Source organism: Rhodococcus sp. OS5, from assembly GCF_056837585.1.
The window spans coordinates 5750108-5763928 of record NZ_CM166368.1; the positions used below are offsets into that span (position 1 = coordinate 5750108).

The window sequence follows — 13821 nt, forward strand, 5'->3', positions numbered from 1 at the left end:
TCGTTCAGAGTGTGAGAACAGAACGGCTCTAGCCGTCACTCCACACAGAACCGTGGCCGGACCGGCTCACTCATCTGATCAAGTTCTGGCGCCTGTGTCTGTAGTTCGTTCGCACGACCAAACCGGCGATAGCAACGATTACATAGTTGTGTTAGCGTTGTTTTTGAGCTCGAGAGCAAAGATTCTGGCCGCGGCAACCGAGCTGCTCAACACCTCCCCCAACGGCGACATATCCACCCGCGCCGTGTGCGAGATGGCCGGCGTCGGCGCCCCCGCGCTCTACCGTCAGTTCGGCGACAAGGACGGTCTGCTCGCAGCCGTCGTCGAGGCGGGCTTCTTCGAATACCTCGAAGGTAAACGCGCTGCGACACCTTCCGATGACCCCGTTGCCGATCTACGGGCCGGCTGGGATGCGCACACCGCCTTCGCGCTCGCGCATCCCGCTCACTACCGCTTGATGCACTCACCTTCCGCCCAGAGCGCCGACACCGCCCTGCAGGCTCAGGCGCTACTTCGATCCGTTCTCCAACGATGCGCTGCGGCAGGTGTTCTGACCGTATCGGTCGACGTGGCTACGCAGATGGTGATGTCCGCCAATGCGGGCGTCGCTCTGATGCTCGTCGTCAGGCCGGAACAGTACCCCGATCCGACGCTGTCACAGCGAGTTCGCGACGGAATCTTCGCGTCCATCATCGACGAATCCGGCGCCCACCCGGAAACCTCACTCAACAGAGTTGCATCTACTCTCGACGCCCAACTGGCCGCCGCAGATTCAACTTCTCTCTCCGCCAACGAAGTCGGCCTACTACGAGAGTGGCTTCGCAAGCTGTCCGATGCAACCGAAACCAGTTCAGGAGTTACATCATGACTGACACCACCACCCGCGTCGCCATCGTCACCGGAGCTTCCGGCGGCATCGGGCGAGCGACTGCCGAGAAGCTCGCCGCCGACGGAATGGCTGTCGCCGTGCACTATTCAGGAAACATTCAACGCGCCCAGGAAACAGCTGACGCCATCGTCGCTGCGGGCGGTCGCGCCATAGCGGTGCATGCGGACGTCGCCGACGAAGGTGAAGTCGCCGCACTGTTCGATACGGTCGAGGAGGAGTTCGGGGGCATCGACGTCGTCGTTCACGCAGCCGGAATCATGATCCTCTCCACCGTCGCAGAACTGAACTTCGACGATTTCGATCGGATGCATCGGACCAACGTCCGAGGGACCTTCGTGGTCGACCAGCAGGCAGCCAGACGTGTCCGGCGCGGTGGTGCGATCATCAATTTCTCCACCTCCGTGAAGAAGCTGGCGTTTCCGACTTATGCCGCGTACGCCGCCACCAAAGGTGCTGTCGACGCGATCACTCTGGTTCTCGCGAAAGAGCTACGGGGACGCGATATCACGGTCAACGCCGTAGCCCCAGGCCCCACGGCCACCAATCTATTCCTTGACGGGAAAGACGAAGCTACAGTGGAGAACCTGTCCAAGCTGGCTCCCCTGGAACGCCTCGGCACACCGGCGGACATCGCGGAGGCTGTCGCGTTTCTCGCCGGCCCAGCTCGTTGGGTCAATGGCCAGGTCATCTACGTCAACGGCGGCGTGATTTAGCAAAACCATCGTCTAAGGAGCACACCTTGGCAATTCCGACAAAACAGTCAAACCAGTCGACTTTGGTTGTAATGTGCAAACAATGGATAACCAGGATCGAGGGTCCGCCCGGACGTCACGACGGCAGTTCATCAGCGTTGCAGGGCTGGCGGCAACCGCGGTCATAACCCTCGCGACCTCCTCGACCGCCGGCGCCGCCGGCCCCACTGCACCCAATCCAGGTTCGCGGGTCGGCGATCCTGCGGAAGCCCAAGCGGTACAGCGCGTCGCAGAGACACTGCTGAACAGCGGAGTCCCCGGTCTTGCCTTCGCCATCGTCAAACCGGATGAGAAGAACCGCAAGGCGAGTGTCACCACTACGTACCACTACGGCCAGGCCGACGTCGAAAACGGCGTGAGAGTCACTCCACGAACGCAATTCGAGATCGCCTCGGAGACCAAGACCTTCACCGCTGCACTACTGGCGAAACTGATCGCTCGGGGAGAAGTCGGATTGGACGACCTGGCGAGCAAGTATTCGGATGGCAACCCGCTGCCGAAAGGCATCGGCGGCGAGGAGATCACGCTTCGCCAACTGGTCACCCACCGTTCCGGCCTGAGCGACGACCCGCCCAATCTTTCGGCGGGGTGTGCCGATCGCACACGATCGTGCACGGACGAGAAGGCGAAGTACACCAGAAATATGCTCTGGAAAGGACTCCAAGACGCCGGCGCCTTGGAGTTCGCCCCCGGTAGCCACTGGCTGTACTCGGACTTCGGGTTCGGACTGCTCGGCACACTGATGGCCGACAAAATCATTCCGGGACAAGAGAAGCCACCATTCGCGGCGGCAGTCGCCCGCGAAATCACCGACCCGCTCGGGATGATGGGTACCGTGATCGAGACCAAAGCAACCGACCTTGCCGTTCCGTACCACCTCGACGGCACACGAGCGCCTCTGTGGAACAACACGGGTGCGATCGCAGGAGGGGGTGGGCTGGTCAGCACCGCCGAGGACATGTCGATTTGGGCTGCAACAACTCTCGGCTACGGAAACAACCCGCTCAAACCAGTCCTGACCTCGATGCTCGAGCAGATCGACACGCAAGCTCCGGAGAATCCTGCATTCGGAATGGGAATGGCGTGGCAGCTCCAACCCCCGACGCCGAACTTCCCACAACGGTTCGCCAAGAAAAACGGAGACAGCTCGGGATCCAACTGCATCACCCTGCTGGTTCCCGACAGCGGCTGGTCGATCACGATTCTGGCGAACGGTGGAAATGCGGCGATGATCGACCCTGCAGCCGTGAACCTGATGCATGATCTGGTTCCGAGACGACCCATATTCGGTAGCTCGACGGGAAGTTCGTCGGGCAGCGACGTCGGCTTCCAGACCGGGTCATTCGGATAGGCCCACTTGCCTACAGGCGCTACATCTTCGTCGAGCGCGCCATCACGAAGCAGTAGAGCCCGTAGGTGATGATGCCCAATCCGGCAAGGATCAGCAGCGCCACTCCGTACGGCTGCGCGCCCAGCGTCTTGAACGCTCCGTCGAGTCCGGAGGACTTGCCGGGTTCGGAACTGTTGACCGCAAGAAGAACCAGAATGCCGACTGCAGCGATGGCCAAGCCCTTGGCGACGTACCCGACGGTTCCGAGTCGGCGCACGAAGTTGCTGGGTGTGCCTTTCAGATCATCGAGGAAGTTCTGGCTCGCGCCCTTGTACACGTGGTACACACCAACGGCGATGATCGCGATCCCGCCGATCACCAATGCGATAGTTCCAAGCGTGTTCTCCATCAAACGCGCCGTGATCCCCGCACTCTGACCGCTGCTGGACTTCCCGCTACCGCGGGCGAATCCGAATGCAGTGAAAGCAAAACCGAAATAGACGAGCGAAATGCCCAGAGCCTTTGCGCGGTTGAAGAACTCTTTCTTCTTGTCGTCAGAGGACGGCGACGACGAGCTTCCCAACGCAGCTTCGGCCAATCTCCACAACGCCATGGCAAGGAAGGCCACGACGCCGACCCACAGAGCGAAGACACCCCCTGGCTTTCCTGCCAACTCGGCCATCGCACCCGATTGGTCCGCAGACCCGGATCCACCGAGAGCAAGGCGGATCGCGATATATCCGATCAGCAGATGAACCACACCGCTGACGACGAATCCGGCACGGGCAAAGCGCTCGAAGACATTGTTCTGTGCGACGTCAGCCGCCGTGGACGCGACGCTCTTCTGGTCGTGCGGTGACGATTCTTTATTCATCATGATCGTCGAACCATATACGGGCAGACGCTTCCCTCGAACGCCTGCATCAAGTGTTTCGAGATCAAGGGTTTCGAGGGTTCTGATCCGGCGTCGACCGCGGTTCTTCGGGGTTGGGAACCTTGGGGTCGATCGTGTCTGCATGATCTCGTTGCTGGTTCAGTTCCTCGCGAGAACTCGTCGCCTCTTTCCGATGCTGCGCTGCATGATGTTGCAGCGCAGACGCTTCCGCCGCTTTGGCGTCGGCCTCTGCCTGCACCATGCGCGCTTTGGCTGCTGTCTCCTCTGCCCGCGCCTCGCGCTCGCCTACTTGCAGTGACTTGTCTGCGACGTCTTCGCGGATCTGTTCTGCCTCGATGTGACGACGCTCGTCACGCCTGTTTCGCGCCACCCACAGGAGTGCGGCCACGATCGCTATCACCACGACCACGGCAACAATTATCCAGATAATGCTGCTGGTACTCATACTGCGAGAGGTACCCACCTGCGACTTTCTCACACGCAGGCAAACAAATACGCTGAAATTACAGGTCGGTCGGATGTGTGTTGGCTCCGCATAGAACCACGCACAGTTCACCGTCGGACGGCGGCGACACCGTTCCGTTCAGAACCGGAGCCAATGCTGCTGCGGTTCCCAACTCCACCAGAATCCGGAACTCCCGCCACAGGAATGCCCGCGCCTGTCGGATCGAATCATCTTCGACCACAACACTGTCTACCGAACTCTCATGCAGTGTCTCCCAGGCGATGGCACCAATTCGTGTAGCCCCCAACGAGTCTCCGGCGATACTGTTTACTTCGATATCCACCGGACGCCCCGCATCGAGCGAGGTGCGCAAGGTGGCAGCCCCGGTCGGCTCGACGGCTACCACGTGATCTTCGGGACGAGCCGCCGCGACGATTCCAGAGACCAATCCGCCGCCGCCGACTGCAACGCAATACGTGATCGGTCCGGATGCGTCGTCTTCGAGCTCGAGAGCGATGGTGCCGGCCCCACTGACGATGTCGGGCAGGTCGTAGGCGTGCAGTTCGAGCGCACCGCTGGTGCGTGCGATGTCCGCCGCAGCGGCAGCAGCGAGTGCATACCGGTCGCCTACCTTGTGAACGGTTGCACCCAACTCTCCGAGAGCCTTCACCTTGGCATCAGGCGCTGTCTCCGGCACCACCACTGTGCAGGTGAGTCCCTGTCGCCGCGCTGCCCACGCGGCCCCGATTGCAGCGTTGCCGCCAGACGCGATCACCACGCCGGCATCGGGCATGGTGCCGTCGGCGACCGCTCGTTCCACTGCATTGAGACTGCCGCGCACTTTGAAGGAACCGCCGTGCTGGAGGTACTCGAGCTTGAACAGAACCGGTACCTCACCCTGTGGCGTCGGTAGCGCAGTGCGAAAGATCGGAGTACGCCGCGCCAGTCCTGCGATACGAGTCCGCGCAGCTTCGACGTCCGAGCGCTCGATTGCCACTGGACCTGCATTGTTGTCGGCGGTGAGAGTCATGTACCAACCCTACGGTTCGCAACTTCGACCCGAAGCAGTCGGCCCATCGTCATCATGATGTCTGTTTTTCACCAAGGAATGCCCGCATCTGACCGAGACTATGCACCTCGGGGTGAATAAATTTACTACTACAAGCACAACGACGACATCAAGGAAAGGCACACCCCATGTCGAAGATCGCAGTATTCGGTGGAAACGGTTTTGCAGGAAGCGCAATCGCGAAAGAAGCCGCTTCACGCGGCCACGAGGTAACCGTCGTCGCTCGCAGCGCGCAGTCCGGAACCGACACGAATGTCGTGCAGGGTTCTGTTCACGACAACACGATCGTGGAGCAGATCACGGCAGACAACGACGTCGTTGTCGTTGCCATCCCCGCTCGCGAGATCGACGGCAAGCGCCTGCTCGACGCCGTCACTCCCCTCGCAGATGCCGCCGCACGCAACGGTGCTCGCATTGCCGTAGTCGGTGGCGCCGGCAGCCTGTTGGTCTCCGAGGGTGGGCCACGCGTCGTCGACACCCCCGACTTCCCGGACGCATACAAGGGTGAGGCACTCGCTCACGCCGACGTCCTCGATGCGCTCCGCGCGACCGACAGCAATGTCGACTGGTTCTACGTGAGCCCGGCCGCAGCGTTCGGTGCCCATGCCGGCGTCGCCCCGAAGGGATCGTTCCAGTTGGGTGGCGACATTCTCCTGACGGACGCCGAGGGCAACTCCGCCATCGCGGGCGAAGACTACGCCCACGCTTTTGTCGACGAGATCGAGACTCCGGCCCACCGTCGCCAGCGTTTCACCGTCGCACACTGAACATGAGCAACCTCCGTAGGCGCGCAGCCTGGATCACTGTTCCCGCTGCCGCCGCTCTCCTGCTCACCGCGTGCTCCAACGACGCGGAATCCGCAACGCCCAGCAGTTCTACGACGTCCACGAGCGTTGTTGCCGAACAGGGCGATCAACTCGAATCCAACAAGACCGTCGTCACGGACTTCTACGAACTGGCGTTCAACGGCCGTCAGGTACAGCAAGCCGCCGACCGGTACCTTGGCGACGTCTACATCCAGCACAACCCCACCGCCGCCGATGGGGCAGCCGGATTTGTCAGCGGCATAGGCGGTTACGTCGAGGCCACACCCGGATTGCATGCCGAGATCACTCGCGTTTTCGCCGAGGGCGATCTGGTTGCCCTCCAGTCCCACACCACGTCTGCACCCGGCGACCGCGGCCAGGCGGTATTCGACATCTTCCGCGTCGACAACGGCAAGATCGTCGAACACTGGGATGCCATTCAAGACGTGCCGGAAACGTCCGCGAATCCGAACACGATGTTCGACGGACCCACCTCGTCGCCGTCCAAGTCGTCAGAAGTCTTGGAGCGCAACACGGCCAACGCGTTGACGTTCCTGCAGCTCGCCTTCAACGAAGGCAAAGCCGCCGAGGCTGCCGACCAGCTGGTCGGTCCGACCTACACCCAGCACAACCCCTCGTTCGCTGACGGCAAGGACGCATTTGTCACCGCACTGGCCGGGATCGGACCCGTTACCGGAGACAAGGCCACCAAGTTTCCACGGACGGTAGCCGAGGGCGACTTCGTCTTTATTCAGACCTTCGCTTCGTCCGGTGAGGGAACGGCCGGCAGCGGCTCGATGGACATCTTCCGATTCGACGAGAACGGCAAAATCGTCGAGCATTGGGACGCCGTCCAGGACTACCCGTCGACGACTGCAAGCGGCAACACCGTGTGGGACGACGGTCGCTGAGACGACAACTCCGAACAGTTCAGAGAGGGATGCGGATCAGCCGACGTTGATTCGTTCTGTGTCGCCGTCGTAGTAGTCCAACAATCTCTGATCCATCACCCGGCGCCAGAGCGGTGGAATCCACGCGATCACGATCATCACTGCGTAGCCGGCCGGAAGTTGCGGCGCTTCGGCCGCGCTACGCAGACTTTGGTACCGCAGCTTCGGGTTGGCGTGGTGATCGCTGTGCCGCTGCAGTTGGTAGAGAAACAGATTGCTCACGACGTGATCGCTGTTCCAACTGTCAGCGGGGCTGCAGCGAACGTACGAGCCGTCGGCACGCTTGCCACGCAGCAGGCCGTAATGCTCGAGGTAGTTCGCGGCTTCGAGGAAGGTGAATCCGGCAACTGCCTGCAGCAGGAGCCAGGGCGCGACCTCCCAACCGAAGATACCGATCAGCGTCGCGAAAAGGACAACGCTTATCGCCCAAGCGTTGAGAATATTGTTCTCGAAGCTCCAGGTTCGTTTGCCTTTCCGCTGGAGTCGAGCGCTCTCGATCCGCCAGGCAGAACGCAGGCCGCCGAACACACTTCGTGGCAAGAACCTCCAGAAGCTCTCACCGAACCGCGAGCTGGCCGGGTCCTGCGGAGTCGCTACACGCACATGGTGGCCGAAATTATGTTCCACGTAGAAGTGCCCGTAGAGAGATTGCGCAAGCGCCACTTTCGCGAGCCACTGTTCGATCTTCTCGCTCTTGTGGCCGAGCTCGTGGGCCGCGTTGATACCGACGCCGGCGACGACGCCCACCGTGAACGACATCGCGATCTTCTCCGCGATTCCCATCGGAGCGTTGATCCAGCACCAGCAGGCGAAGGCCAGACCGGCGTATTGCAAGGGGAGGAACGCGTAAGTGCACCAGCGGTAGTAGCGGTCTTTCTGCAGTCGTGGGATCGCATCGTCCGGCGGACTTTCGCCGTCTTCACCGGCCAACATGTCGATGATCGGGATGACGATGACCAGTAGCCACGCGCCGGTCGCCCAGAACAATCCGAGACGAAGGTTGTCGACGAGAAACCAGGAGAGGAACGGGCTGAGTGGAATCAGCAATCCGAGCGGCCACAGGTACCTCTTGCGGTCGCGCCAGCGCGGATTTTCGCCGGACGGCGAGTCGGTGTTCTGGACAGCGTTCGATTCGGTACGCCGTGCGTCGGAAGTCGCTGTCATTCGCCGATCTCGCCTTTCGTCCCCTCGAACGATTCGTCCCACGCACCGTTCACGCTGAGCAAACCAGAACTATTGTCCGGACGGGTATGGTCCCGAAATCCAGAGCGCCCTGCTCGAAAGACGGCACGAGCGCTTGTACTCACCAAAAACTCCCCCGCACATCACTGCTCACCCCGACAGTAGATACGGACAAAATACCCCACGGATCTGCGGGGATGGCGACCACCTCCGCACGTCGCCGAGGATCGATGATCCCTGCCAAGGCAAGGTCGAACCGCGTCGCCCTCGTCGAAGTAACGGTAACCGGCAGTGACAGAAATCATAAGCAGAGGACAGGATTTCCGCTCGTAGTGGCGACCAAAAAGACTGCGCGCCCTCAACTGGTCAGTTGCGGGCACGCAGTAAAAAGGTGAGCAAGCGTCAGAGCGTTGCAAACACCTTCGTTTTCACTTCGTTCAGCCAACCGTTCGCGGTCACGAAGTCTGTGACGCTCGACTGCAATCCGAAGACGTGCCCGGCCTGCGCCGCCGGCAGCCTCGTGAAGAGGTTGTCGTCGAGGACCGCCTGAACCGCCGCACTGGTCGACCCGTCCGCGTTCAGCGGATACAGCACGACCGTCACGCCGTTCAGGATGTCGGCCAACTGCTCCATCGGATAGGACGCGTATCCGGCATCGGTGTAATTGGTCGGAACACCGGGCCCGTACGCCAATCCGAGTTCGTTGACCACCAAATTGCCGATCGCACCGGTGGGCTGCTGAACCGAGAAAGCGCCGGGCGCGTCTCCGAGTGAAATGTGAATCCACTTGTTGATCGCGATCACGTCGGCGTACTCGCCACGGACACGTTCGAGATTCTCTTCGTAAGCAGTCCGCGTCGACTCGAGCACGTCGGTCTTGCCAATTGCCTCAGCAAGCTCGGTGGTGATCTTCTTCCAGTCGCCTCGGCTCTCTCCCTTGACGATGACGGTGGGTGCAATGCCGGACAGACGGTCGAACGCCGCTTGGTCCACCTCGTCGGCGTCGCCGACAATGATGTCGGGATCCGCCGCAGCGATCGCTTCGAAGTTCATTTCCCCGAAAGGCCCGATGGTCGGGAGCCCGTCGACGAAGGCCTGCTGCTCCGGCGTGAATTCACTGATCCACTTGCCGTAGTCCTGCACAGCAGCCGGTTTCACTCCGAGGGACATGAGCTGCCAAGGAGTGTCGTACGACGCGGCGACGACGCGCTCAGGTGAAACCGGAACCTCGATGTCCCCGTACGCCGACGCGACGGTCCGGACGTCCGTCTGCTCGGAGTCGGCCGACGACGAGGAACAGCCGGTCACCACCATCGCACCTACGACGGCAACCGCCGCCGCTGCGATGACTCTGGAACCGAAAGAAAATGATCGAATTGCGCGCACGCAGAACTCCTACAGGGTGATTGTTTAGCCAACCCTAAGTTCATTCTGCGGCGCGGCACAAGTCCGATCGAGATGCTTTGAGTCGCTGTTCGGACTAGTCCTGTAGCCAATCGGTCATTGGCGCGCGCGGATGATCGATCAGGCTTGCAAACTCCCCCGGTGTCACGCCCATCGTTCGACGAAAAGCCGCACCGAACGCGCTTTCGGAACGAAAACCCGTCTTCCGCGCCACAAACGAGATGCTTCGACCGAGTGCCAGAAGTTGCATCGCGTGATGAGCCCGCAATCGCATACGCCATTCCGAGAAGGTCAATCCGGTCTCGGCCGGAAACCGTCGTGTGAGAGTCCTCGTACTGACTTTTGCGTCGGTGGCCCACTCCTCGACCGATCGGGTGTCGGCCGGGCTGGCAACCAACTGATCTGCGATCTGCCGAAGCCACGGCGTCGTCGGCAGCGGCACATCGAAAATCAGTCGCGGAACGGGTTCGACGAGGTCGATGGCAAACGCCTCGGCTCGTCGACGAGCCGCGTCGGTCAAGTCGTCTCGGGTGAGGTGATCGAGTACTTGTTCGAGCAGCGGAGGGGTGGACAAGGCCACCACACGATCCAACCCGGTCACATCGGATGCCACCAACCACGTGCACGACAATTCTGTGCCGCTACGCGCCGTCACCTCGTGGGGAACATAGGACGGGATCCACAGACTGACCCCGCTCGGCACCGTGTACACAGTCTCCGGAGTACGGACCTCGAGAACACCGTCGATCGCCCACAGCAATTCGTGATCGCTGTGGCGGTGCATCTCCCAGGTGTAGTCGGAATCGACGGCCAGCCGATTGGTCGCCAACCGCAAGTACCCGTCGGCACTGACGCGCAGCGGTCGAACGACGCGTTGCCACTCGGACAGTTCGTCGAGCGGACTGCTGAGCGGGTAGTCGATCTGCTCGCTCACCGCAGCGTCGACAGTTCGGGATGTCCGAACAGGCCAGGCAACCCACCGGTGTGCAGGAAGACCGTTTTTGATCCCGCCGTGATGGCTTTGTCCTTCACGAGTTGGATCAATCCCGCAAAGGCTCGGCCGGTGTACGTCGGGTCGAGGAAGATGCCCTCAGTACGAGCCAAACATCGGATCGCGCCGGCTGATGCTTCCGTGAGCGTCGAATATCCTTGTCCAACTTGGTTTCGCAGGATCTGAAGATCTGCGGCTCGCGCGGCCGGACCAGGCATCTCGTCCAATAACCCAGCGACAGTCGACACCGGGTCGGCAACAGCCCCGACGTCGACGCCCACAACTCTGTCGACGCCCAGATGCGCGACAAGGCCTGCCATCGTTCCGCCCGATCCGAGTGCAACCACGACGCGATCGACGCCGGAGAGTTGGTGCTCGATCTCGCGTGCGCAGTCGACGTAACCCTGCGCGGCCACCGCGCTGGTACCACCGAAGGGAATGACAAAAGGTACACCGCCCGAGTCAGCAACGGCCTGCGCCGCGGCGTCGAGCGCGGATGCCGTGTCCCCACCGGCCCAGACGATCTCAGCGCCCGCGAGTGCATCCAGAACGAGATTTCCCTGCGCGGATTCCGGCTCGGCACCACCGAGCACCAGCACACAACGCAATCCCAAACGGGCTGCTGCCGACGCAGTCAAGCGAGCGTGATTGCTTTGCGGTGCACCGGTAGTGATCAGAGTCGTCGCGCCGACGGCCAAAGCCTGAGCGCAGGTGTACTGCAGCTTTCGGATCTTGTTGCCGCCGCCGCCCAGGCCGGTGACGTCGTCACGTTTGATCCACAGGTCTTCCGGCCCCAATCCGAGTGCCTGCGCGCAACGCGCCAGAGGTTCGACGGGCGTCGGCCAACTGCCCAAGCTGATCGGCTGTACGGCGGAACTCAACATTTGACGAGTCTAGTTCGACGGTCCGTCTACAGGCTGGGCTCGCCTACAGTCTGGATATGGGAACTTTCACGACGACCACACACGACGTGCCGCTGACCGTCAGCCGACCGGATTCGCCAGGAGAACCGAAGCATGCGGTGGTGGTTCTCCAAGAAGCGTGGGGCGTGAACAAGCACATCGAGAGCATCCTCGAGCGTCTCGCCGATGCCGGCTACCTTGCCGTCGCCCCGCATCTCTACCACCGCGGCGCACAGACCTCCTTCACCGACTTCCCGTCCGCGAAGGATGCGCTCATGGCACTCGACAGCACAAGCATCGGCCACGACGTACGTGCCGCCGTCGACTACAGCCGATCCGAGGGAGCAGAGAAAGTCGGCTCCCTCGGATTCTGCATGGGCGGCAGCGCATCCCTGTGGTGTGCCGCCGTACCCCTCGTCGATTCCGCTGTCACGTACTACGGTGGCGGCGTTGCAGAAGCCCGATGGGATGGGATTGCCGCAGGCACTGAACTCGCTGCGCAACTGCAGGTCCCATGGCTCGGCCATTACGGCGACTTGGATCCGAGTATCCCACCCGAGAGCGTCGAGCAATTGCGCGCAACCGCCTGCGATCTCGCTCGGGTGTACCGTTATTCCGACGCCGGCCACGCGTTCAACAACGACACTTCGGCCAGCCACTACGCCCCGAACTCTGCTGCCCTCGCGTGGACCCGCACTATGGAGTTCTTCAACGAAACCCTTTGATTGCCAGCGCGAGTCAGGGCACCCGCTTGACCACCGTGCCGGTGATCTCGTCCTGAACCTGCTCAGCCGTCACCGCTCGACTCTGTGCCCGACGTGAGCGGGTGAAGTAGTAGATGCCGATCACGGCGAGGACAAACGGTACTCCGAACACCAAGGTCATCTTGAAATCCTCGACCCACAACGTCGTGACGAGGATCGCGACCATGAGGACACCTCCCAGTATCGTCCCCACCGGGAAGAACGGAATCGTGAAGGAGAGTGTCCGTCCTTCGCTCGCCATCCGCTTGCGAAAGAACCAGTGCGTCACGAAGATCAGCAGCCACGTCGCCATTGCCCCGAACATCGACAGCGAGATCATCAAGGTGAATGCCTGCTCGGGAAAGAGAACGTAGACGATTGTTGCGACGGCGATACCCGACGTCGACAGCAGCAAGGCATTGACCGGTGAGCCGTTGGCCCTGACCTTGCCGAGAATGGCCGGCGCGTCACCAGCACGGGAGAGCGAGAACATCATTCGCGAAGACACGTACAGCTGACTGTTCATCGCGGACAGCGCGGCAATGATCACCACGAAGTTCAGCACGCTGTCTGCGCCCGGAATCTTCACGACCTGCATCACCGTGACGAAAGGGCTTCCGCCGCTCAATATCTTGTCCATCGGAGCGATTGCCAGAATCAAGGCAAGCGTTGCGATGTAGAAGACGAACAGTCGGACGATCGTCACACGGAATGCCTTCTTCACCGCCACTGCCGGGTTTTCCGCCTCACCGGCCGCAATGGCGATCATCTCGATGCTCAAGTAGCTGAAGATCGATACGATCACGGCAAACCACATGCCGGACAAACCATTCGGGAAGAATCCGCCACCGGCCGTGTAATTGTGGAATCCGTAGTCCGGGTTTCCGCTACCGAACACGACGTACGCTGCCATCACGATGAACGCCACGATCGCGAAGACCTTGATCGTCGAGAACCAGTACTCCATCGTTCCGAAGGCCTTGACGTTGAACATGTTCACGCCGATCAGCACTCCGGAGAACAACACGATCCACAGCCACGACGGTACGTCGGCGAACCAGAACTGCATGTATTCACCGATCGCGGTGACCTCGGTCCCGACCGCGAGGACGATGCATGACCAGTAGAGATAGCGAACGAGGAAGCCGATCAACGGTCCGACGTAGAATTCTGCGTACGCACCGAACGAACCTGATGTCGCATGTGCAACAGTCATTTCGGCGAGGGCACCCATCAGCAGGAGGGCGATCAACCCGCCGATCGCGTAACTGATGATGACGCTCGGGCCGGCAAAGCCGATGGCGAACTTACTGCCGAGGAAGAGTCCGGTGCCGATTGCACCGCCGAGCGCGATCATGCTCATCTGCTTGGGGCCGAGTTCGCGTTTGAGACCTGATTCTCGCTGCTGAATGTTTTTGAAATCACTCATGAAAGCTCCTTGCGAAAGGCGGTACCTCCCGGTC

Annotated in this window: 14 protein-coding genes; 6 read left to right on the plus strand and 8 right to left on the minus strand. The window is 61.2% G+C overall.

Annotated features, from left to right (window positions below; translation table 11 throughout):
- Window positions 1–163: 163 nt before the first annotated feature.
- The 3 genes from ACVZUB_RS26940 (at window position 164) to ACVZUB_RS26950 (ending at window position 2992) form a co-directional block, all read left to right on the plus strand.
- Window positions 164–868 (plus strand): TetR/AcrR family transcriptional regulator, encoded by a 705-nt coding sequence (locus ACVZUB_RS26940; protein ID WP_050655986.1) that lies wholly within the window; start codon window positions 164–166, stop codon window positions 866–868.
- Window positions 865–1602 (plus strand): SDR family oxidoreductase, encoded by a 738-nt coding sequence (locus ACVZUB_RS26945; protein WP_042925208.1) that lies wholly within the window; start codon window positions 865–867, stop codon window positions 1600–1602. Before ACVZUB_RS26940 ends, ACVZUB_RS26945 begins: the two co-directional genes overlap by 4 nt.
- 82 nt (window positions 1603–1684) lie before the next feature.
- Complete coding sequence (locus tag ACVZUB_RS26950; RefSeq protein ID WP_482627916.1) at window positions 1685–2992, plus strand: serine hydrolase domain-containing protein; 1308 nt, start codon at window positions 1685–1687, stop codon at window positions 2990–2992.
- 19 nt (window positions 2993–3011) lie between these two features.
- On the opposite strand, the gene ACVZUB_RS26955 is transcribed toward ACVZUB_RS26950, so the two are convergent.
- The 3 genes from ACVZUB_RS26955 to ACVZUB_RS26965 form a co-directional block, all read right to left on the minus strand.
- Window positions 3012–3848, minus strand: coding sequence for a DUF1206 domain-containing protein (locus ACVZUB_RS26955; RefSeq protein ID WP_003943056.1), 837 nt, complete (start codon window positions 3846–3848; stop codon window positions 3012–3014).
- Window positions 3849–3909: 61 nt separating this feature from the next.
- Window positions 3910–4311, minus strand: coding sequence for a hypothetical protein (locus tag ACVZUB_RS26960; protein WP_020971062.1), 402 nt, complete (start codon window positions 4309–4311; stop codon window positions 3910–3912).
- A gap of 58 nt (window positions 4312–4369) precedes the next feature.
- Window positions 4370–5341, minus strand: coding sequence for a serine/threonine dehydratase (locus ACVZUB_RS26965; RefSeq protein WP_482627917.1), 972 nt, complete (start codon window positions 5339–5341; stop codon window positions 4370–4372).
- Between the two features lie 167 nt (window positions 5342–5508).
- On the opposite strand from ACVZUB_RS26965, the gene ACVZUB_RS26970 reads away from it, so the two are divergent.
- Both ACVZUB_RS26970 and ACVZUB_RS26975 read left to right on the plus strand, forming a co-directional pair.
- Window positions 5509–6147, plus strand: a complete 639-nt coding sequence (locus ACVZUB_RS26970; RefSeq protein ID WP_030536013.1) for an NAD(P)-dependent oxidoreductase — start codon at window positions 5509–5511, stop codon at window positions 6145–6147.
- A gap of 2 nt (window positions 6148–6149) precedes the next feature.
- A complete protein-coding gene (locus tag ACVZUB_RS26975) occupies window positions 6150–7097 on the plus strand; it encodes a nuclear transport factor 2 family protein (protein WP_482627918.1) in 948 nt (315 codons plus the stop codon).
- A gap of 36 nt (window positions 7098–7133) precedes the next feature.
- Here ACVZUB_RS26975 and ACVZUB_RS26980 read toward each other — a convergent pair whose 3' ends face one another.
- From ACVZUB_RS26980 to ACVZUB_RS26995, 4 genes are all read right to left on the minus strand, one after another.
- Window positions 7134–8300 carry an alkane 1-monooxygenase gene (locus ACVZUB_RS26980; RefSeq protein WP_482627919.1) on the minus strand — a complete coding sequence of 389 codons (1167 nt, stop codon included), beginning with the start codon at window positions 8298–8300 and terminating at the stop codon, window positions 7134–7136.
- Window positions 8301–8720: 420 nt separating this feature from the next.
- Window positions 8721–9704, minus strand: coding sequence for an ABC transporter substrate-binding protein (locus tag ACVZUB_RS26985; RefSeq protein WP_482627920.1), 984 nt, complete (start codon window positions 9702–9704; stop codon window positions 8721–8723).
- Between the two features lie 94 nt (window positions 9705–9798).
- On the minus strand, window positions 9799–10656 hold the full coding sequence (locus ACVZUB_RS26990) for a helix-turn-helix transcriptional regulator (RefSeq protein ID WP_030536017.1): 858 nt from the start codon (window positions 10654–10656) through the stop codon (window positions 9799–9801).
- The gene (locus ACVZUB_RS26995) at window positions 10653–11597 is read right to left on the minus strand and encodes a D-cysteine desulfhydrase family protein (protein ID WP_482627921.1); all 945 of its coding nucleotides are present in this window, start codon (window positions 11595–11597) and stop codon (window positions 10653–10655) included. The genes ACVZUB_RS26990 and ACVZUB_RS26995 overlap by 4 nt, the downstream gene beginning before the upstream one ends.
- A 56-nt stretch (window positions 11598–11653) precedes the next feature.
- On the opposite strand from ACVZUB_RS26995, the gene ACVZUB_RS27000 reads away from it, so the two are divergent.
- Window positions 11654–12340, plus strand: coding sequence for a dienelactone hydrolase family protein (locus ACVZUB_RS27000; protein ID WP_482627922.1), 687 nt, complete (start codon window positions 11654–11656; stop codon window positions 12338–12340).
- A gap of 13 nt (window positions 12341–12353) precedes the next feature.
- On the opposite strand, the gene ACVZUB_RS27005 is transcribed toward ACVZUB_RS27000, so the two are convergent.
- The gene (locus ACVZUB_RS27005; protein WP_003943087.1) at window positions 12354–13787 is read right to left on the minus strand and encodes an amino acid permease; all 1434 of its coding nucleotides are present in this window, start codon (window positions 13785–13787) and stop codon (window positions 12354–12356) included.
- Window positions 13788–13821: the final 34 nt, after the last annotated feature.

Excerpts from the sequence above, each read along its gene's own strand:
- ACVZUB_RS27005 (WP_003943087.1), bottom strand. The coding sequence starts at position 13,787 with ATGAGTGATTTCAAAAACATTCAGCAGCGAGAATCAGGTCTCAAACGC.
- ACVZUB_RS26955 (WP_003943056.1), bottom strand. The coding sequence starts at position 3,848 with ATGATGAATAAAGAATCGTCACCGCACGACCAGAAGAGCGTCGCGTCC.
- ACVZUB_RS26960 (WP_020971062.1), bottom strand. The coding sequence starts at position 4,311 with ATGAGTACCAGCAGCATTATCTGGATAATTGTTGCCGTGGTCGTGGTG.
- ACVZUB_RS26980 (WP_482627919.1), bottom strand. The coding sequence starts at position 8,300 with ATGACAGCGACTTCCGACGCACGGCGTACCGAATCGAACGCTGTCCAG.
- ACVZUB_RS26995 (WP_482627921.1), bottom strand. The coding sequence starts at position 11,597 with ATGTTGAGTTCCGCCGTACAGCCGATCAGCTTGGGCAGTTGGCCGACG.
- ACVZUB_RS26945 (WP_042925208.1), top strand. The coding sequence starts at position 865 with ATGACTGACACCACCACCCGCGTCGCCATCGTCACCGGAGCTTCCGGC.
- ACVZUB_RS26975 (WP_482627918.1), top strand. The coding sequence starts at position 6,150 with ATGAGCAACCTCCGTAGGCGCGCAGCCTGGATCACTGTTCCCGCTGCC.
- ACVZUB_RS26950 (WP_482627916.1), top strand. The coding sequence starts at position 1,685 with ATGGATAACCAGGATCGAGGGTCCGCCCGGACGTCACGACGGCAGTTC.
- ACVZUB_RS26970 (WP_030536013.1), top strand. The coding sequence starts at position 5,509 with ATGTCGAAGATCGCAGTATTCGGTGGAAACGGTTTTGCAGGAAGCGCA.
- ACVZUB_RS26965 (WP_482627917.1), bottom strand. The coding sequence starts at position 5,341 with ATGACTCTCACCGCCGACAACAATGCAGGTCCAGTGGCAATCGAGCGC.
- ACVZUB_RS27000 (WP_482627922.1), top strand. The coding sequence starts at position 11,654 with ATGGGAACTTTCACGACGACCACACACGACGTGCCGCTGACCGTCAGC.